14 protein-coding genes are annotated in these 20,007 nt (G+C 39.3%); 2 read left to right on the top strand and 12 right to left on the bottom strand.

Features of this window, described 5'->3' with window-relative positions; translation table 11 throughout:
- Positions 1 to 202 precede the first annotated feature (202 nt).
- The 5 genes from ACQKM9_RS00565 to ACQKM9_RS00545 all read right to left on the bottom strand — a co-directional run bounded on the left by ACQKM9_RS00565 (position 203) and on the right by ACQKM9_RS00545 (position 8,800).
- Positions 203 to 1,756, bottom strand: a complete 1,554-nt coding sequence (locus ACQKM9_RS00565) for a glycosyltransferase (protein WP_427731697.1) — start codon at positions 1,754 to 1,756, stop codon at positions 203 to 205.
- 31 nt (positions 1,757 to 1,787) lie between these two features.
- Positions 1,788 to 2,594 carry a teichoic acids export ABC transporter ATP-binding subunit TagH gene (gene tagH, locus ACQKM9_RS00560; RefSeq protein ID WP_427731695.1) on the bottom strand — a complete coding sequence of 269 codons (807 nt, stop codon included), beginning with the start codon at positions 2,592 to 2,594 and terminating at the stop codon, positions 1,788 to 1,790.
- 23 nt (positions 2,595 to 2,617) lie between these two features.
- Positions 2,618 to 3,427, bottom strand: coding sequence for an ABC transporter permease (locus ACQKM9_RS00555; RefSeq protein WP_427731693.1), 810 nt, complete (start codon positions 3,425 to 3,427; stop codon positions 2,618 to 2,620).
- 1,885 nt (positions 3,428 to 5,312) lie between these two features.
- On the bottom strand, positions 5,313 to 6,491 hold the full coding sequence (locus ACQKM9_RS00550) for a CDP-glycerol glycerophosphotransferase family protein (RefSeq protein WP_427731691.1): 1,179 nt from the start codon (positions 6,489 to 6,491) through the stop codon (positions 5,313 to 5,315).
- Between the two features lie 176 nt (positions 6,492 to 6,667).
- Positions 6,668 to 8,800 (bottom strand): bifunctional glycosyltransferase/CDP-glycerol:glycerophosphate glycerophosphotransferase, encoded by a 2,133-nt coding sequence (locus tag ACQKM9_RS00545; RefSeq protein ID WP_427731689.1) that lies wholly within the window; start codon positions 8,798 to 8,800, stop codon positions 6,668 to 6,670.
- Between the two features lie 418 nt (positions 8,801 to 9,218).
- Here ACQKM9_RS00545 and ACQKM9_RS00540 point away from each other — a divergent pair, with 418 nt between their 5' ends.
- Together ACQKM9_RS00540 and tagD are read left to right on the top strand one after the other, a co-directional pair.
- Positions 9,219 to 10,307, top strand: a complete 1,089-nt coding sequence (locus ACQKM9_RS00540) for a CDP-glycerol glycerophosphotransferase family protein (protein WP_427731687.1) — start codon at positions 9,219 to 9,221, stop codon at positions 10,305 to 10,307.
- 157 nt (positions 10,308 to 10,464) lie between these two features.
- Complete coding sequence (gene tagD / locus ACQKM9_RS00535; RefSeq protein WP_427731685.1) at positions 10,465 to 10,860, top strand: glycerol-3-phosphate cytidylyltransferase; 396 nt, start codon at positions 10,465 to 10,467, stop codon at positions 10,858 to 10,860.
- 97 nt (positions 10,861 to 10,957) lie between these two features.
- Here the strand turns inward: tagD and ACQKM9_RS00530 are convergent, their stop codons facing one another.
- The 7 genes from ACQKM9_RS00530 to ACQKM9_RS00500 all read right to left on the bottom strand — a co-directional run bounded on the left by ACQKM9_RS00530 (position 10,958) and on the right by ACQKM9_RS00500 (position 19,891).
- Positions 10,958 to 12,487 (bottom strand): glycosyltransferase, encoded by a 1,530-nt coding sequence (locus tag ACQKM9_RS00530; RefSeq protein WP_427731683.1) that lies wholly within the window; start codon positions 12,485 to 12,487, stop codon positions 10,958 to 10,960.
- A 160-nt stretch (positions 12,488 to 12,647) separates the two neighbouring features.
- Entirely contained in the window at positions 12,648 to 13,802 is a 1,155-nt protein-coding gene (locus ACQKM9_RS00525) for an aminotransferase class I/II-fold pyridoxal phosphate-dependent enzyme (RefSeq protein WP_427731681.1), read from the bottom strand.
- 1,011 nt (positions 13,803 to 14,813) lie between these two features.
- On the bottom strand, positions 14,814 to 15,716 hold the full coding sequence (locus ACQKM9_RS00520; protein ID WP_427731680.1) for a nuclease-related domain-containing protein: 903 nt from the start codon (positions 15,714 to 15,716) through the stop codon (positions 14,814 to 14,816).
- Between the two features lie 203 nt (positions 15,717 to 15,919).
- Complete coding sequence (locus tag ACQKM9_RS00515) at positions 15,920 to 16,648, bottom strand: amino acid ABC transporter ATP-binding protein (protein WP_427731679.1); 729 nt, start codon at positions 16,646 to 16,648, stop codon at positions 15,920 to 15,922.
- Positions 16,649 to 16,665: 17 nt separating this feature from the next.
- Entirely contained in the window at positions 16,666 to 17,328 is a 663-nt protein-coding gene (locus ACQKM9_RS00510) for an amino acid ABC transporter permease (RefSeq protein WP_427731677.1), read from the bottom strand.
- A 138-nt stretch (positions 17,329 to 17,466) separates the two neighbouring features.
- Positions 17,467 to 18,297: a transporter substrate-binding domain-containing protein gene (locus ACQKM9_RS00505; protein WP_427731676.1), complete on the bottom strand. Its 831-nt coding sequence runs from the start codon at positions 18,295 to 18,297 to the stop codon at positions 17,467 to 17,469.
- 754 nt (positions 18,298 to 19,051) lie between these two features.
- Positions 19,052 to 19,891, bottom strand: coding sequence for a flagellin (locus ACQKM9_RS00500; RefSeq protein ID WP_427732776.1), 840 nt, complete (start codon positions 19,889 to 19,891; stop codon positions 19,052 to 19,054).
- Positions 19,892 to 20,007: the final 116 nt, after the last annotated feature.

Raw genomic sequence — 20,007 nt, 5'->3', positions numbered from 1 at the left:
TTGTAATATAATGTACCATTCTATCTGATGTGTATATCGACCTATCACTATTCACGTTAAGTATAGCTTATTCATAGTAGAGTTTGTCTTTACGATTATGTTACAAAATTGTGGAATAGCATTTGTAGTTCATTGTTTTTTATTATTTTTGGGGATTCATGAGGTTTTGGGACAAAAAAAAAAGAGCTGCCCAGGGCAACTCTTAGATTTCTTGTGTATATAGATTATGATTTTCGTTTACGACGTCTTGTAATAATTTTGACCACTTTTCATAGTATCGCTCTGGTGTGTAATCTTTTAGCACAGTGTTACGTGTTTCTTTCCCCATCTTCACTACTAAATCATGGTTATTTAATAGATGAATGATTTTCTCCGCTAGTTGTTCACGGTCACCATTTGGGACAAGATAGCCATTTACACCGTCTTCGATTACTTGAGATGGTCCATAGTTGATGTCATAGCTAATCACTGGTGTCTTATTTGCAAGTGACTCGAGCATGGCTAGGCTGAAACCTTCGTATGCTGAAGTAACGAGCGAGACAGATGATGCTGCAAGTACTTCATGCACTTTGTTTGTGTAACCTTTAAGCTCAACACTGTTTTCTAGCTTAAGCTCTTGAATCAACTTATTTAGCGCCTCTTCTTCATTGCCATTACCGTAAATATGCAACTTCGCTTCAGGTACTTGTTCTACAACTCGTGAGAAGGCTTTGATTGCTTCGTCTAATCGTTTTTCTGGACTATAACGGGCAATCATCGACACAAGCTTTGGATTCTTTTCGACGTTAAAATCATTCACTTCTACACAGTTTGGGATGACATGGATATTGCCACGGTTACCAATTTCTTTGTGTAGATCAAGTCGTTGTTGTTCTGTTAGCACTACGACCGGATACCCCTTTGGAATGATATCGAGTTTTGCTTGATACACTGTTCTATATGGACTACCCAATTCGTATGGTGCAGCGAAATGATTTGAGTGTAACATATAAATTTTATAGACAAGTTCATCGTCAATTGATGTCACTCGCGTTGTTGGTGCTGAGCCATCACAAATGATGATAGGTTTAACGACTTCTACACGACACATTTCGTTTAGCCAGAAATCATGGAATTCTTTGCTCGACGGGAAGTATTCGACCTTATCATAATCTGGACTGAATAAGTATACTTTTTGAAGCTTACCATTGTTGTTGTTATACCAAAGTGATAAGAAGCAAAAACCATCTTCCGTATAGAAACGCTCTTGGTTCTTTTTGTTGTTACTTGGATGATAAAGGACTTCGCGCTGAAGGAAACCAGTATGATGGAATTCTTCACGGCGTATACGTACTCGGTTGTCATCGAAGTAATCGATAAAGTTAATCGTGCCATCTTCATGCCATTTTTTATACTTTATATAAGTCCCATTTTGGAAGTAGCGAGCGAATTCACCACCATCTTCTACCCAGTATCCTTCTTCGAATTTCTTTAGCTGTTGTTCGAATTTAGATTGAGCTGCAGATGATATCGTATTCTTTGTAAATTTTCTTCTATAGTAATCATAAACGTTTGTTATTTTTGCGCTTTTCGGAAGTTGCCCTGATAGCTTCAATTCTTTTTCAATGATGTCATAGTTAAATTTGAAATCCATTGTTAGGAGTTCAATATCGTATTCGTCATTAGTAAAAAGGCTGGCGCGCTTGAGCATGACTTTGTTGATGCCGCCTTTTTCGATGTCCATATCCCATGCTGTCATGAAGATTTTTCTTTTCATTAGGGGTTCACATCCTTTCTAGTGCCGTTATTTATTTCTTCTTTTTGGACCCATATTTACGACGATCTGCAAGTTTCTTTTGGAAATCTATTTGATCTTCATATGAAAGTTTGTTGTACTGTTTGATAAAATCATTGTAGTTTTTCATAACGACATTTGCCGGGCCAAATTCTCTAAGCTGACCGCCTTCAATCCAAGCAATTTTGTTACAGAAACTTGTTACTTGTCTTAAGTTATGGCTGACGAAGAAGATCGTTTTACCGCGTTTTTTGTATTCATTCATCTTGGCTAGTGACTTGTCTGCGAAAGTTTGATCTCCTACAGATAACGCTTCATCTATAACAATAATATCAGGGTCAGCTGTAACGCTGATAGCAAAGCCTAGTTTGGACTTCATACCACTAGAGTATTTCTTTACAGGCTGATAGATGAAATCTCCTAGTTCTGAGAATTCGACAATTTGCGGTGTTACTTCATCAATTTTTTCTTTGCTATAGCCCATTAATAGACATTTAAATTCGATATTTTCGATACCTGTTAGTTGGTTGTTTAAACCTGCATTAATGGCGATAACATTGACCTCACCCTTGGCAATGATTTCACCTGAAGTAGGAGGAATAATTCCGCCAATGATGTTGCTAAGGGTAGATTTACCAGAACCATTTATACCTACTAGCCCAACTACATCTCCTTCTTCTACGGCAAATGATATGCCATCGATAGCATTGAAGTCAGAGCCCATTTTACCAGGGAAAAGTAGATCGCCGATTTGTTCTTTTTTTGATCTATACATACGATACTTTTTAGTTACATTTTTTATAATGACTGATTCTGCCATGTTTTATGTCCTCCATGTTACTTTTAGATAAAGTCAGAGAAACGGTTTCTGAATTTATAGTGTGCTGATGAACCAATTATCAATATGACGAGAATAAGTCCCCAGTTAAATAACGTTAATTGCCAATGCTCAACAACATACCAATTGTTATAAAGTAGTGATGCGCGATATCCATTTGCTAAATAATAGAATGGGTTTAGTGTCAATAAACTTTGTAGCCATTCAGGAAAGTTTTCACTACGATCCCATAAAATTGGTGATAAGAAGAACATCCCTTGTAATACAGATTGGATTAGCATTTGTACATCACGAACTACGACTGTCAAAGTTGAAGTTAATAGTGTAACACTAAACGCAAAAATATAACTCATCCCTAGGAAGTAAATAAGCTGGATGTAATAAATACTCGGGGCGTAACCCTTTATCCAAAAGACGACCATAATGCCGCCTACTAATGTTAAGTGACCGTAAAACTTCCCAGTAATGATGTAGCTTGGTAGTACTGATAACGGAAAGTTCATCTTGGCGACCATTGAATACTTTTGATAAATCGCTTTTGAACCATTTAATATAGCTTTGTTGATAAAGAACCACATCGAGATCCCTGCAAGCATCCAGTAGACATAGGGCACTCCGTCCAATTCTGATTTCCCTCTGAGTCCAAGTCCGAAGACAACATAATACATAGCCATTTGAATCGCTGGGTTAAGTACTTCCCAGATGAAGCCTAGATAGTTGTTCTGATTATCAATCTTTAGTTGGAACTTTGCTAGTCTTTGTACCATATAAAAAGACGAAATTTGTTCTTTAATGATATTAATAAATGCTTTCATATTGTTTTTTCCTCAATTCCTCGAATTTCATTAAGGGATGATTTTGTCGCATTGTTTCGTATAAATGATAGCTTAATTGTAGAATGATTGATTATCATGACGCTATTGTTTTCGAAAAGATGCATTTTCGCGTTTTTGGCGATACTATCTTCCATCATTATGTAGCTCTGTTAAAAGTCTTGAAAGTGTATGATGACGGCATTTTATCACGCCAAATATTATACATATTACCATAAAAACATACAACATAGTATATCATATAATATCCTTTAATTCTGTTTTCAAAACGTAAATATTTGAGAGAAATTAACAGTTGTGTTGATGAGGGGAAAAGATTTTGATTTTGGGGTAGGGTTTGGGGTGCGTATTGGGTGGGGTTTAGCGCTACTCGTGGTGGCTTTGGTGCTACTTGCGTGGGGTTTGGCGCTACTCGCTCGGGCTTTGGCGCTACTCGCGTGGGCTTTGGCGCTTCTCACTCTGGCTTTGGCGCTTCTCGCTCGGGGTTTGGCGCTACTCGCGGGCTTTGGCGCTACTCGCTCGGGGTTTAGCGCTTCTCGCGGGCTTTAGCGTTACTCACTCGGGTTTTGGCGCTTCTCACTCTGGCTTTCGCGCTACTCGCATGGGCTTTAGCGCTACTCATTCTGGCTTTGGCGCTTCTCACTCTGGCTTTCGCGCTACTCGCGGGCTTTGGCGCTTCTCACTCTGGCTTTGGCGCTACTCGCGTGGGGTTTGGCGCTACTCGCTTGGGCTTTGGCGCTTCTCACTCTGGCTTTCGCCCTACTCGCGTGGGGTTTGGCGCTACTCACTCTGGCTTTCGCGCTACTCGCGGGCTTTCGCGCTACTCGCTCGGGGTTTAGCGCTTCTCACTCTGGCTTTGGCGCTACTCGCTCGGGCTTTCGCGCTACTCACTCTGGCTTTGGCGCTACTCGCGGGCTTTCGCGCTACTCGCTCGGGGTTTAGCGCTACTCGCGTGGGGTTTGGCGCTACTCGCTCTGGCTTTCGCGCTACTCGCGGGCTTTCGCGCTACTCATTCTGGCTTTGGCGCTACTCGCGGGCTTTAGCGCTACTCGCTCGGGCTTTCGCGCTACTCGCTCGGGCTTTAGCGCTTCTCACTCTGGCTTTCGCGCTACTCGCTCGGGCTTTCGCGCTACTCGCGGGCTTTAGCGCTACTCGCTCGGGGTTTAGCGCTTCTCACTCTGGCTTTCGCGCTACTCGCGTGGGGTTTGGCGCTACTCGCTCTGGCTTTCGCGCTACTCGCGGGCTTTCACGCTACTCACTCTGGCTTTGGCGCTACTCGCGGGATTTAGCGCTACTCGCTCGGGGTTTAGCGCTTCTCACTCTGGCTTTGGCGCTACTCGCGTGGGATTTAGCGCTACTCGCTCTGGCTTTCGCGCTACTCACTCTGGCTTTAGCACTACTCATTCTGGCTTTGGCGCTACTCGCGGGCTTTAGCGCTACTCACTCGGGTTTTGGCGCTACTCGCTCTGGCTTTGGCGCTACTCGCTCGGGCTTTCGCGCTACTCACTCTGGCTTTCACGCTACTCACTCTGGCTTTGGCGCTACTCGCGGGATTTAGCGCTACTCGCTCGGGGTTTAGCGCTTCTCACTCTGGCTTTGGCGCTACTCGCGTGGGATTTAGCGCTACTCGCTCTGGCTTTCGCGCTACTCACTCTGGCTTTAGCACTACTCATTCTGGCTTTGGCGCTACTCACGGGCTTTCGCGCTACTCACTCGAGTTTTGGCGCTACTCGCTCTGGCTTTGGCGCTACTCGCTCTGGTTTTGGCGCTACCAGCAAGAATTTTAGCTCTGCTCAAGATTATCTTTGCCAAATAAAAAAGCGAGGGGAAAATATAATATTTTCTCTCGCTTTTTATTTGTTTAGTTTTATTTTTTGAATACTTCGTTGACTACGCGTTCTGAGGCTTTGCCGTCTTCCCATTCGCAGAAGCGTTCTGCGAAGCGGTCGAATTGTTCTTTTGAATGGTGGCCTTCAGTTAGGGCACGACCAATTTCAGTAAATAGTTCGTCCTGTTCTTTGACGATTAGTCCTGGTGCATCTGCTTCGATGTCGATGTAGAAGCCACGTAGACGGTCGCGGTAATCTTCAAGGTCGTACATGTAGAAGATAATTGGGCGATCTAGGATAGCATAGTCAAAGAATACCGATGAGTAGTCAGTGATTAAAAGGTCGCTGACTAAGTATAAGTCTGCAATGTCATAGTAGTTTGAAACGTCTTTGATGAAGTCTCCGTATTGAGCGAAATTAAAGCTTTCTGATACTAAGTAGTGCATGCGAGCAAGTAGGACGAAATCGTCTCCGTATTGTTCTTTAAGTTTTTGAATGTCGAATTGGAATTCGAATTTGTATTTCCCTTTTTTGAAGAATTGGTCATCACGCCATGTTGGTGCGTATAGGACGATTTTCTTACCTTCTGGGATGTTTAGTGACTTACGGATTTTTTCAGTTTTGCTTGGATCTGTGTTTTGTAATGCATCATTTCGTGGATATCCTGACTCAATCACTTTGCCTTTAAAGTGAAATGCACGTGCTAAAATTTCTCCTGAATATGCATTTGGCGCTATTAAATAGTTCCAGTTTTTTGACTCAGCAATAATATTTTTACGATATTTGTTTGTTTTTGTCCCTGGCATATATACTTCTTCAATGTCAGTACCTAGTTTTTTCAGCGGTGTACCATGCCAAGTTTGTAGATACGCCGTTTCTTTCGGTCTTGGCATCCACTTCGGTAAGCGAACGTTGTTGACCCAGTACTCGGCACGCGGGAAATTCAGTAACCATTTTAATGAAAAGCGTCTCATGTACGGAACGCCCATTTCTTCAAATAGAGGTATGCTGTCCTTAGCTACACTCCAGATCAGTGTGTATTCCGTATTATTTTCTTTCATGTATTCATAAATGGCACGCGGATTATCGCTATAACGTTTTCCATGGAAACTTTCAAATATGACTAAATTTTTCTTTCTAGGTGTTCTAGATAATAGCCTAAATGCTTTTGTAATGAGCTTTTTAGTGTATTTACTTTTCTTTATCTTCTTTAACAACTGAATCCACTCTTTCTATTCATATTTATATTCATGTTATATAAGTTCATTTGGCCCATGTTATATTTTATCATTAAGCATAACAAGAAAAAAACATTAAAGTTTTTATTTTTTACTATTCAAAAAAAAGCGTTCTTCCCGCATATTGTACAACGGGTGGAACGCTTTTCATCAATTTAATGGTTTTTGAATACTTTTTCTACGATTTTCTCTGTTGCTTTTCCGGATTCCCAGCTACATATTTTGTCATAGAAAACGTCGTATTTTTCTTTATATTCGATGGTTACTTTATCAATATTAAGTACGGCATCAATGATTTCATCAGTTGTTTTGACTAGTGGCCCTGGTACTTCGTTTTCGATATCGATATAGAAGCCCCTCAGTTGATCACGATACTTTTCGAGATCATAAGTGTAGAACAGAATCGGTCTTCGCAAGTTTGAGTAATCAAAGAAAACAGATGAGTAATCTGTAATGAGAATGTCTGAGATCAGATATAGTTCTGCAATATCGTCATATTTGGACATATTATAGACAAAACCTTCATAACCATTAATGTTGAGATCATCTGCTATGAAATAGTGCATTCTTAGTAAGATGACATATTCATCACCAAGTTTTTCATGCATTTTTTGCAAATCGAATTTTAGATTAAACTTGTATTTTCCAGGTTCATAAAATTCGTCATCACGCCATGTAGGTGCATAAAGAATTACTTTTTTATCTAACGGGATGTTTAATTTAGTTTTCATCTTCGTAATGTAATCTGAATTGTTGTTAATGTACAAAGTATCATTACGTGGGTAGCCATCTTCCAGCATGACTTTATCAAATTTAAATGCGCTTTTGAAAATTTCCGATGAGTACGAATTTGCCGCAATTAAATAATCCCATAATCGTGATTGCTCATAAAATTGTTGTTTATATTTAGGATTGGCTGAATAGACTTCATCCATATCGAAAACTAGTTTTTTCAGTGGTGTACCATGCCAAGTTTCTAAAAATACATTCCCTTCACGTTTTTGAAGGTGAAGTGGCTGCCGCATGTTATTTACCCAATACTTTGCCGTTGCCATGTGATAGTAATAAGCAAGGCTTAGACGCTTCACTTGCTTCGCATTTCCTGGAATATCATGATTTGTTTCATTAAACGACCAGACGAATTCGTACTCTGGGTAGTGTTTAACCATATATTCATAAATATACTTCGGACTATCCGCGTAGTTTTTTCCAAGGAAACTTTCGAAAACTATTTTCTTCTCATTTAGAGGTCGTTTTTGGAATATATCTTTATAAATTTGTCGAGTCAGTTTTGTTTTGCTTGAAAAATTTTGTTTTGATTCTCTTCCGAAATGGTGAATGCTAACTGCTCTTTTGTAACTTTTCAATTTGTGATTACGTAGTGCTTTCAGTTCACCACGAACTAATAAGTTTTGATTTTTATATTGCGCTGGAGAAACCTTTTCCATTGCAGTTGCTAGTTGTTCAAAGTTTCGATCGATTTGAGTTGCATCTCTCATTATTAGGATAAATTTAGAGCGGTAAAAATGAATAAGTAATTTATCAAGGAGTTTTTGTTCTTTGTTTGTCCCCTCTAGCTCTGCTTTAAGCTGATTATAAACTGTTAAGAAATCCTTTAATATCTTCTCTCTATCTTGCTGCATAAGCGATGGGTTGGTAATCGGATCATTTCGAAGACGGCGGAAATATACACTTTCTTTCACTTGATAAATTACTGTACGGTTTTTATATAAAGGCACTAAGAATGACATTTCGGTATAACAATCTGTTTCTTCTGAGAAACGAAGATTGTATTTACGAATGATTTCCATAGAAAACAAACTATTGAGCACACTTAAATTTTGTAACACTTTAAATACCTTGTTACGTTTTCTTACTGTCACTTCATGTTCTTCAATATCGATATTGCTATCTTCTTTATTCGTTAGTTTCTTAGTGCGACCCATAATATAAGATTTGTTACCAAGACCTTGTATTAATTTATCAACCGCATTCTCATTGATAAAGTCGTCACTATCTACAAAATATACAAAATCCCCAGAAGCTTGTTCGATTCCAAGATTTCTTGCATAACCTACACCTTTATTTTCAGTTAAATTGATGCTACGGCAGCGAGAATCTGCAGTTGTATACTGCTCAATTATTTCTGTTGAATTATCTGTCGAGCCGTCGTTTACTATAATTATTTCTATGTTTTTGTATACTTGATTCGTTATAGATGTTAAACATTCTTCTAAAAATTCAGCTGTATTATATACAGTTACAATAATTGATACTAATTTATCCATTCTTACACCTCTTTATTAAGTTCATGCATTATCCTAAAATTATTAATGGTTATGTATTCTATCTTCCTCTTAATGATTTTCGCGAATATTCCATTTTCTTTATTATTTTTTTGATATATATGCCTCATCGATAATACCACAAGACAATATTAATCAGTATAATTATTCTTAAAATTTTCTTTGTTATATAACTATTATTTCAGTTATACTAATAGCAGTTATTGTATGTAATTCCTAAATTACAATACCTCTCACAATGTGGTAATCAAACATAAAAATGAATGTTTTTTCGAATATTTCGTTTTTTTTTAGCGATTATCCAACGAAATGTAGAAAAATAGGTGAATGAATGTTAAAGGAATTTATAATATATATTTATTTATTGATAAATAAGATTGTATTCGGGCTTTTTAAGTTTTTGCCACAAAAGAATAAAATTGTTTTTTTATGTGACTTTGGTGATAATGCGCGGTTTGTAATACGCGAGTTGCAATCACGCGGTTTTGAAGAGATTTATGTTCTGAAAACTAGCAAATGCAAAGATGACTTTTCAGATTTAGGCTTAACTGCTGGAAATGTAGTGGATTTCCACGCATCCAATATTAGTGGCTATTTGAAAGGTTTATATCATTTGGCAACGGGGAGTAAGGTATTGATCGACAATTATTTTGCCATTTTAAGTGCAACGTCGTTTCGCGCGGATGTCGAGTGTATACAGTTATGGCATGCAGCTGGCGCAATTAAGAAGTTTGCATTGCAAGATCCAAGTATCATGTTCCGTTCTCCTTCTGCTGTAAAGCGATTTGAGAAGGTTTATGGGCGGATGACGAAAGTAATTATTGGATCTGATGAAATGGTACCGATTTTCAAGTCTGCGTTTGGCATGCGCAAAGATCAATTTTTGCGATTTGGGATTCCACGTACTGATTTTTACTTTCAACAAAACGAAGAGGTTAATGCTCGTAGTGAAATTTTCGAGTTGTATCCTCAATTAGCTGGAAAAAAGGTTATTTTATATGCACCAACTTTCCGCGATCAGCAACTGTTAGAACAGAAGATTCCTTTGAATTTTGTAGAAATCATGGATTCACTTGGAGAAGATTTTGCAATGGTGATCAAGTTACACCCTGCTGTGGCTCATAATGCTGAGTCAATTGCTCATCCTGCAATTGTTTCCGTTGCAAATGATGTACCTGTTTCCAAGCTGCTGTTTGTAACGGATTATTTAATCAGTGATTATTCTTCGATCCCATTTGAATTTGCTCTACTTGGTAAACCGCAGATTTTCTATCCTTATGATTTAGAAGCATATGAAATGGAGCGAGGTTTTTGGATGGATTATGAACAGTTGGTTCCTGGTCCGGTTGTTTCAAATGATGAAGAACTAGTTTATGTACTATTGCATCATGAATTTAATCAGGAGCAAGTGGAGGCTTTTTCAAATGATTGGAATACCTATTCTGATGGTCATGCTAGTGAAAGATTGGCAGCGTATTTGATGGATTAGGCAAATGGTTCGGAGCTTATTCTCGGGAACCTTGCATGAGTTTTAGGCGTTCTTAATTCTATTAAGACCTTTTATGGAGATTATCTACAGAAATGAATTTGGCATTTCTAGTTAAATATAATATAATACCATTTAGTATTATGTATGGAGGCACACTATGAAAAAAGTAATTACGTATGGTACATTTGATTTACTTCATGTGGGACATGTTAATATTCTTCGACGTGCAAAAGCTTTAGGCGATTACCTTGTTGTTGCTATTTCTTCTGATGAATTTAATGCTTTAAAAGGGAAAAAAGCTTACTATAGTTTTGAAGACCGTAAGACAATTCTTGAAGCAATCAAGTATGTAGATGAAGTAATACCGGAAGATAATTGGGAACAAAAAGTTCTAGACGTGAAAGAACATAATATCGACACATTTGTTATGGGCCACGACTGGGAAGGTAAATTCGATTTCCTAAAAGATCATTGCGAAGTAGTTTACTTACCTCGTACTGAAGGTATTTCTACAACTAAGATTAAAAAAGATTTAAATAAAGTATCTAAATAAGCATTTCACTTTAACTAATCACCTGCTCCTATATTGGAGAGGTGGTTTTTTATTTTGTTTAGAAATGACAAACAAAAAAGGTCGCATAGGCGACCTTTTAATCTTGTAATGCGACTTTATTCAAAAGGCTTGTCCATAATTCGTATTGAAGTTCAGGAGAGTATTTCTTTTGTGCGGTACGGTATGCATTTTCTCCCATTCTTTTTGCCTCGTCTTCATTTTCTAGTAGGTAGATGATCTTTTCTGCTAATTGCTCAAGGTCTTTATTTGGAACAGCATAACCATTCTGTCCAGCTGGTTCAAATTCGTCTATATAGTAGTTGTTATCGTATAAAATGACCGGCGTTTTATTAGCAAATGATTCTAATGCTATCAAGCTAAAGCCTTCGTATTTTGATGTTAGGACTGTTACGGTAGCTTTTGCTAATACTTCGTCTACTTTGTTTGTGTAGCCTTTTAATTCGACATTTTTTCTCAATTTTAATTTCCGAATAAGCGACGTTAACGCACGTTTTTTTGGCCCTTCACCGTAAATATGAAGTTTAGCATCAGGAACGTCTTGAATAACTTTAGCAAATGCACGAACAGCTTCACCAACTGCTTTCCCTTCATCTAATCTTGCTACGACTGTAACTAGAAGTGGATCTTTTGTAGCTATATCCACATTTCTCACTTCGATTACATTGGGAATAACATAAATGTTGTCGTGATCACCAAATTGCTTGATGATATCCTCTTTTTGCTTTTCTGTTAGGACCACAATAGGGTCGCCATTCTCCAAGTTTTCTAGTATGCCATTGTGATGTTCCTTGAGCTCGCTACCATATGTGTAAGGTGCTTCAAAATGATTTGTATGAATAGTATAGATACGGTGTGCCAAGCCGGATTCCATACTGCGAACTTTGCTTGCTGTACCTGCTCCATCGCAGATGATAATTGGCTTTTCAGGCTCATTGTTGCATAATTCGTTAAACCAATTGACATGGAATTCTTTGTTATTGGCAAAACTTAAGACTTTCTTTGAATTGGGATGGAATAGATAAGTTTTCTGTTGCTTACCCGTTTTATGGTTGTACCATTTCGAAAGGTAACAAAAGCCGTCTGGCGTATAGTGTAGTTCTTGGTTTAGCTCATTGTTAGACAAATGATAATAGAGCGTACGGTTAATATAACCATCGTTATGGAATTCTTCACGTTTAATGAGAATTTGTTCGGGTGTGTAATAGTCGATGTATTTCAGTTTTTGATGCCTGTCCCAAGTTTTACATTTTACATATGTACCATTTTGGAAGTAGTGCGTTTGTTCTCCGCTATCTTCTACTTGATATCCGGGTTCAAATTTTTCGCTAGCTAAACGGTAGCTTTCAATACTTTCGACTGTTGGTTCACTTGTTGTGTAGCTTTGTTTATAGTAGTCATAAATGTTCGTGATTTTGACGTTTTCGGCAAGTCTGCCTTCTTTTTTTAATTGTAATTCTATTTCAGAATAATTATCTTTGTAGTCTAGTGTGATTAGTTCAGAGCAATAGTCAGCGTTATTTAATAAACCTGCTCGTTTGTACATGACACTATTAACGCCATATTTATCTACGCCAATGTCCCAAATGACCATGAATATTTTTTTCATTATTTCACTACTTTCTTTTTGGGTGTGTTTGTTAAGGTCTACTATACTCTGTTTTCGGTTCTGAATTCAATTATTTTCAAGTTAGCCGTATGTTTTGCATTGTTCATAATAAATGCCAAGTGAGATAGTTTCACTTGGCATTTTGGGTATAATTTTTAATTTATAGTGTTTGAATGAAGGCTTCTAGACGATCAAGCCCTTCTTTTAATGTTGCTGGTGCATACGCGTAAGTGATGCGAAGGTAGCCTTCACCATATGGAGTGAAAACAGATCCTGGGATGGCACCAACGCCCCCCTCTTTCATAAGTCGGATTGCAAATTCTTGAGATGATAATCCAAACTTTTTGATAGATGGGAAAATATAAAAGGCACCTGTTGGTTTTTGAACTTCAATACCCATTGCAATTAGGCGATCGTAAACGTAATCACGACGGACAATATATTGTTTGTTCATCTCAGCTGGAATGTCTTTGCAGTTTGTCAGTGCTTCGATAGCAGCATATTGACTAGGAAGTGCTGCACAGATTGCATTGAATGCGTGAATTTTCACGACTTCTGCCAGAAGCTTAGCAGATGTCATAAGGAATCCAATACGCCAACCTGTCATTGAGTGTGATTTTGATAAACCGTGAATTAAGAACAATTTATCTTTTAGCTCAGGATACGCACCGAATGAACGGTGTTCTCCTTCGAATGTGTTTTCACTATAAATTTCGTCTGAAATGATAAAGACATCTTGTTTTGATAGTACTTTCGCTAACGTATCCATTTGTTCGTGGGAGATTGTGGCTCCTGTTGGGTTAGATGGGAAGTTAAATAGTACGGCTTTCGTTTTAGGTGTGATCAGTTTTTCTAGACGTTCCGCAGATGGTTGGAAATTAGTGTCTGTCGTGTCTAGGTAAACTACTTTTGCACCGCAAAATTGGATAATTGGTTCGTATCCTGAGTAAATTGGTGCTGGGAGGATGATTTCATCCCCTTCTTCAAAGATTGTACGGAATACAGAATCAATTGCCTGACTTGCTCCGTTTGTAACGATAATTTCGTCTACAGCATTATAGTGGCAGTCGTATTTTTCTTTAAAGAACGCTACAGCCGCTTCGCGAAGTTCGATGAGACCAGCGTTATGTGAGTATGTTGTAAGGTTTTGTTCGATTGAACGGATACCTGCTTGTTTGATTGATTCAGGAGTTGGGAAGTCTGGTTGGCCAATCGTTAAGTTGACGGCATCGGGATAATTGATAAGTTGATTTGAGAATTGGCGTATTCCGGGTAATCCACCCTTTTGAGCTTGCGGATTAAGGGATAGAGACATTTGGTGTTCCTTCTTTCATATGATTAGCATTTTTATTTCTTGCTATTTATTATACCCTCAAATTCTGAAAACTTAAATATCTTATTTCATATTTTGGATATTTTTTGATTTTGAGTTTATGGGTGTTCGAGTGGGGATTAGCGCTTCTCACTCTGGCTTTAGCGCTTCTCATCCCGGCTTTAGTGCTTCTCACTCCGGCTTTGGCGCTTCTCACTCTGGCTTTAGCGCTTCTCACTCCGGCTTTGGCTCTACTCACTCTGGCTTTGGCGCTTCTCACCGGCTTTAGCGCTTCTCACTCTGGCTTTAGCGCTTCTCACGGGAGCTTTGGCGCTGCTCACCGGCTTTAGCGCTTCTCACGAGGGCTTTGGCGCTTCTCACTCTGGCTTTAGCGCTTCTCACTCCGGCTTTGGCGCTTCTCACTCTGGCTTTGGCGCTTCTCACCGGCTTTAGCGCTTCTCACGAGGGCTTTGGCGCTTCTCACTCTGGCTTTAGCGCTGCTCACTCCGGCTTTGGCGCTATTCACTCTGGCTTTGGCTCTACTCACTCTGGCTTTGGCGCTTCTCACCGGCTTTAGCGCTTCTCACTCTGGCTTTAGCGCTTCTCACGGGAGCTTTAGCGCTTCTCACGAGGGCTTTGGCGCTGCTCACCGGCTTTAGCGCTTCTCACGAGGGCTTTGGCGCTTCTCACTCTGGCTTTAGCGCTTCTCACGAGGGCTTTGGCGCTTCTCACCCGCGCTTTGGCGCTATTCACTCTGGCTTTGGCGCTTCTCACCCGCGCTTTGGCTCTACTCACTACAGCTTTGGCGCTTCTCACCCGCGCTTTGGCGCTTCTCACCGGCTTTAGCGCTTCTCACTCTGGCTTTGGCGCTTCTCACTCTGGCTTTAGCGCTACTCACTACAGTTTTGGCGCTTCTCACCGGCTTTAGCGCCACTCACTCCGGCTTTAGCGCTGCTCGGCATGGCTTTGGCGCTGCTCGCTACGGCTTTGGTGCTGCTCACAAGCTTTCTTTATTTAGATACTATTCTCGTTAGACAGAGTTTCTTTAAACAATGGCTTTCTATAATTATAGTGATATGTTCGTGATCTAGTATGGCCTGTAGGGGTTAGGTTCATTTGTTTTAGTAGTTTTGTTATTCGGTTTTTGTTGTTGATTTGTAGGTATTGACTACATTCTTTATGGGTTATGGTTGATTTGAAGAGCCAGAACCAGTCTAGCATTGCTAGTTTGATAGCGTTATCGATATTTTTTCCGCAGTTTTGGCATGTCCATGTACGTTGGGAAAAACGTCGACCTTGTCCCCCACAGTAACAGATGATGCCTGTTTTAAGTTGGTCTAAAGGAATGCTATGTTTTTTTGTTAACGGAAATGTGTTGTATGGTTTGTTGCTATTTTTTATTTTATAAACGATATGTTGAAATTGGTTTGTTGTGATAATGGCTGGGTGTTTATTTAATTTTTGTAGGTAGAGTGGTACTTCTTTTGGTCCTAGTAATTTAATTTGTGTTGGTGGGATTTCAACGTGTGTGCGTTTGTTTGGTAATACGATTGCTTTGAAAATTGGTAATTGGATGCCGACTTGGTGTTGCAACCAGTATTCCAAACTGTCGACTGTTCGTAATATTTGTTGTTGAGGACATACATATGGTGTGTTGTTACCATCAATTGTTTGGATTAGTTGGTAGGGGTTTTCTAAAAACTTTAATGTTCCTCTTAGATGTTTTACTTCAAGGATGCAAATATAGCTTGGTGTGATTATTAATGAATCTATTTGAATGAGTCTGTTTGAGGATGCTTGAATTTCGACATTGGGGAGCGTTTGAAATGGGAGAGTAAAATGCGTTTCTTGGATCAATTGGTCGACTCTACATTCTCCATTGTATCCTGCTTGGATGTTTTCCAATTCTTTTTGCAAGTCAATGGTTTTTGAGAATGTTGGGGAGAGTCTCCTTAATAGTCTCGGATATGCTGACAATATTATTGGTTTTTGTCGTGGTTCAAAAATTATACTTACTCCTTTCTATCATAATTTTACATACTATTATATCTTTTTATGTAATATTTTACAATTAAATAATGTGCACAAAAAAGCCAGCTGCTTATGCGGCTGGCTCATTATTAGTGATTTAAGACAACTGATAGGAAGTCTTGTGCACGTTTTGAGTCTGGGTTTGTGAAGAATTTTTCTGGTGGTGCGACTTCGACGATTTTACCATCGGCCATGAAGACGATTTGGTCGCAGATTTCTTTAGCGAAGCCCATTTCGTGGGTAACGACTACCATTGTCATGCCGTCGTTCGCAAGCTTACGGATGGCATCGAGTACTTCTTTGACCATTTCTGGGTCAAGAGCTGATGTTGGTTCGTCAAAGAGCATGACTTGTGGATCCATTGCAAGTGCACGTGCGATTGCTACACGTTGTTGTTGACCACCGGATAGGCGTCCTGGGTAGGCATCGAATTTGTCACCTAAACCTAGAGATGTTAGTAGTTCTTTGCCTCGTTTTTCTGCTTCAGCTTTTGATAGTCCCTTTACTTTTATTGGGGCGATTGTGACATTTTCGAGTGCGGTTAAGAACGGATATAGGTTAAAGCTTTGGAATACGAAGCCGATGTTCGTACGGGCTTTGTTAATATCCGTTTTTTTGTCATGGATAGAAATACCGTCTACGATTATTTCACCCGTATCGATTTCTTCTAGTGCATTTATGGTACGGATTAGAGTTGATTTACCTGCTCCACTTGGCCCGATTAGTGCGACAACATTTGATTTTGGTACTTCTAGGTCAATGTCGGTTAATACATGATGATTACCGAAACTTTTATTAACATTTTTGATAGAAATCATAATTCGTATTCCCCTTCTTATTGTTCATTTTTCAGCATACGTTTTTCGATTTGACGAATGATTAAAGATAAGCTGAATGTCATGATGAAATAAACGAGCGCAACGAATGTCCAAATTTCTATATAACGGAATGATGTTGCAGCTAAATTTTTTGCTTTTAACGTTAAATCTACACCTGCGATGACAGAAATTAATGAAGAGTCTTTGATAAGAATGATAAATTGTGATGCCATTGGCGGTAAGATTCTTCTAAATGCTTGAGGTAATATGATGTAGCGCATTGCTTGGAAATTTGACATACCTGCTGAACGTGCCGCTTCCATTTGACCTTTAGGAACCGCTTGGATACCCGAGCGAACGATTTCAGCAAGGAATGCACCTGAGAATGTTGCTAGACCAACGATTGAACCCCAATAAGATCCTAATGAGAAAAATTGACCTAACCCGAAGTAAATCCACATTAACAATACTAGTAACGGTACGCCACGCATGATTTCAACGTAAGTACTTGATATAAAGCGAATAATAGGGTTACGTGAAATACGCCCAATTCCAAAAATAACTCCCAATGGAATACTTAATAATAATGAGATAGCTGAAATTTCTAATGTTAGTAAGGCGCCTTGGATGAAGACGTCCATATTATTTGGAATGACGCTCCAGTCTAGTTGAATGTCCATGTAAATGTCCTCCTCGATCATTTCTGTGATCGGTTTTTATTCGATGAAAGACTACAATGACGTCAGCAAACATAGTGGAGTAGTCCCTCTTATGTTTAGCTAAGCCATTTGTAATGTTTCAAAGTATAGCTTGTTCTATTATTCTTTAACTGTTTTTAACCATTCGCTATTTTCGAACCATTTTGCACGTGATTGTAATTCAGCTGGGCTATCGATGTATGAGTGTAAGAATGAATTTAACCATTGTACTGATTCGAAATCATTTTTCTGTACTGCCAGACCTAAGTTGTCTGCAGAGATGACGCCTTCCAGTTTCTTCACTTTTCCTACATGTTGTAGGTTGTAAACTTGGATAGCTGGCTCGTCATAGATTACTGCATCAACTTGTCCAGATTGTAGTGCTAGTGCTGCTGCCGGGAAGTCTTCATAATCTTTAATTTCTGCATTTTTGAACATGTCTTTTGAAATTAATGAACCTGTTGTTGCAATTTGAGCTGCAATTTTAGTGCCTTTTTTATCTAGGTCTTCATATGATTTTATAGTGTTGTTTTTTGATTGAAGCATAATGGCTTGTCCTGTTTTGTAGTAAGGATTTGCAAAGCTAACTGCTAATGCACGTTCACCTGTGATAGACATACCTGCGAAAACCATGTCGATCTCACCCGTTTGTAGAGCCGGAACCAGTCCGTCAAATCCGTATTGTTTTACTTCTAGTTTAACGCCTAAGTTATCTGCAATTGCTTGCGCAACGTCGATATCATAACCAATGAATTTTCCTTTTGAGTCGACCATTTCAAATGGGAAGTAACCAGGGTTTGTACCAATTACTAGTTTTTTTGCTTTAATTACTTTTTGGATAGTTGAGTTGTTATTGCTCTTTCCTGCAGATGAATTTGAATCTCCTCCATTGCCGCAGCCTGCAACTACTAGCATGGTAATCATTAATAATGCCGCTAACCATTTCTTCATAATATATACCTCACTTCATTTAATTTTTAGAATAAGTTGATAAAATGAAGTATAGTTTATTTTTATTCATTCGTCTACATAAAAATAAATATTTTATAAGTTTTTTAGATGTTTTATTCATATTTTAATAGTTTTTTCGTATTTTTATTCATTTTTATGCAATTTATATGTATATTACTTTATACAGCGATTATGGTAGATTTGCTGTTGTTCGAGACTCTTTAGCGCTACTCGGGCTCTCTTTGGCCCTACTCAAGACCTCTTTAGCGCTACTCGCTCTCTTTGGCTCTACTCGAGCTCTCTTTGGCCCTACTCAAGATCACTTTAGCTCTACTCGGCCTCTCTTTGGCCCTACTCAAGACCTCTTTAGCGCTACTCGCTCTCTTTGGCGCTACTCGGCCTCTCTTTGGCCCTACTCAAGGCCCCTTTAGCGCTACTCGGCCTCTCTTTGGCTCTACTCGAGCTCTCTTTGGCCCTACTCAAGATCACTTTAGCTCTACTCGGCCTCTCTTTGGCGCTACTCGGCCTCTCTTTGGCCCTACTCAAGACCTCTTTAGCTCTACTCGCTCTCTTTGGCGCTACTCGGCCTCTCTTTAGCGCTACTCGAGACCTCTTTAGCTCTACTCGGCCTCTCTTTAGCGCTACTCGGGCTCTCTTTGGCCCTACTCAAGATCACTCTAGCTCCACTCAATCTCCCTTTAGCGCTACTTACCACCATTCCCCAAAAATAAAAAGCCCGCTGTTAAGCTGGGCTTTAGCGTTTTGGATTGGGTGGGCGTAGTAGTTCTAAGATGGATTGGGCTCTTTGGATGTGTAGGCTTAAGGCGTATTGGGCTGCTTGTTGGAGTATGTTGGCTTTGACGAAGTTCATCATTTCTTGGGCCATGTCTGTATCACGGATGCGGGATTCAGCAGCGGTTAAGTTTTCTGCCATGTTGACTGAGTTGTTGTAGGCATGTTCGAGACGATTTTGGTAAGCTCCTAGGCGTGAGCGTTCGCTGGAGACTTTGTTGATCGCTGCATCAAGTTTAGAGATGGCTGATTCAGCATTCTCTCTGGTATCAATAGATAGTCCGTCCATGTCGAGGCTTGCGCCGCTCATATCGTTAATGTATATGTCGATAGTCTGACCTGCGTTTGCACCTGCTTGAATTTTCAAAGGATCTTTTGATGCACTGCCGTTGAGTAGCTTTTTTGTATTGAATTCGGTGTCTGTTGATGTTCTTGTAATTTCTTTTTTTAGCTCTTGGAATTCTAGGTCCAGTTGACGACGATCTTCGTCGGTTAATGTATCATTTGAGGCTTGAATTGAGAGTTCTCGCATACGCTGAAGCATAGCGTGTGTTTCGTTTAGTGCTCCTTCGGCTGTTTGGATCATTCCAATACCATCCTGAATGTTCTTACTGGCCATGTTGAGTCCACGAATCTGTGCACGCATCTTCTCTGAAATGGCTAGACCTGCAGGATCGTCACCAGCTCGATTAATACGATAACCTGTTGATAGGCGTTCGAGTGCTTTACTCGCCATATTCCAGTTGTTATTCATACTTTTTAATATAGAGAGTCCTTGTGAATACCAATTTCCTATCCTCATACCCCTCAGTCCTTTTGTGTTTTTCATTTATATCGACCTTTACATTTATTCCTTTATAAGGAAATTATAATTCTAGTTTATGTGTTTAAAGTTTAAGTGATTTGTCAAAGCTTTAT

Source organism: Viridibacillus sp. NPDC093762 (assembly GCF_050279675.1).
Lineage (GTDB): Bacteria > Bacillota > Bacilli > Bacillales_A > Planococcaceae > Viridibacillus.
This window is presented reverse-complemented; position numbering and strand designations above follow the sequence as displayed.

Excerpts from the sequence above, each read along its gene's own strand:
- ACQKM9_RS00565 (WP_427731697.1), bottom strand. The coding sequence starts at position 1,756 with ATGAAAAGAAAAATCTTCATGACAGCATGGGATATGGACATCGAAAAA.
- tagH (WP_427731695.1), bottom strand. The coding sequence starts at position 2,594 with ATGGCAGAATCAGTCATTATAAAAAATGTAACTAAAAAGTATCGTATG.
- ACQKM9_RS00555 (WP_427731693.1), bottom strand. The coding sequence starts at position 3,427 with ATGAAAGCATTTATTAATATCATTAAAGAACAAATTTCGTCTTTTTAT.
- ACQKM9_RS00545 (WP_427731689.1), bottom strand. The coding sequence starts at position 8,800 with ATGGATAAATTAGTATCAATTATTGTAACTGTATATAATACAGCTGAA.
- tagD (WP_427731685.1), top strand. The coding sequence starts at position 10,465 with ATGAAAAAAGTAATTACGTATGGTACATTTGATTTACTTCATGTGGGA.
- ACQKM9_RS00530 (WP_427731683.1), bottom strand. The coding sequence starts at position 12,487 with ATGAAAAAAATATTCATGGTCATTTGGGACATTGGCGTAGATAAATAT.
- ACQKM9_RS00525 (WP_427731681.1), bottom strand. The coding sequence starts at position 13,802 with ATGTCTCTATCCCTTAATCCGCAAGCTCAAAAGGGTGGATTACCCGGA.
- ACQKM9_RS00515 (WP_427731679.1), bottom strand. The coding sequence starts at position 16,648 with ATGATTTCTATCAAAAATGTTAATAAAAGTTTCGGTAATCATCATGTA.
- ACQKM9_RS00510 (WP_427731677.1), bottom strand. The coding sequence starts at position 17,328 with ATGGACATTCAACTAGACTGGAGCGTCATTCCAAATAATATGGACGTC.
- ACQKM9_RS00505 (WP_427731676.1), bottom strand. The coding sequence starts at position 18,297 with ATGAAGAAATGGTTAGCGGCATTATTAATGATTACCATGCTAGTAGTT.
- ACQKM9_RS00500 (WP_427732776.1), bottom strand. The coding sequence starts at position 19,891 with ATGAGGATAGGAAATTGGTATTCACAAGGACTCTCTATATTAAAAAGT.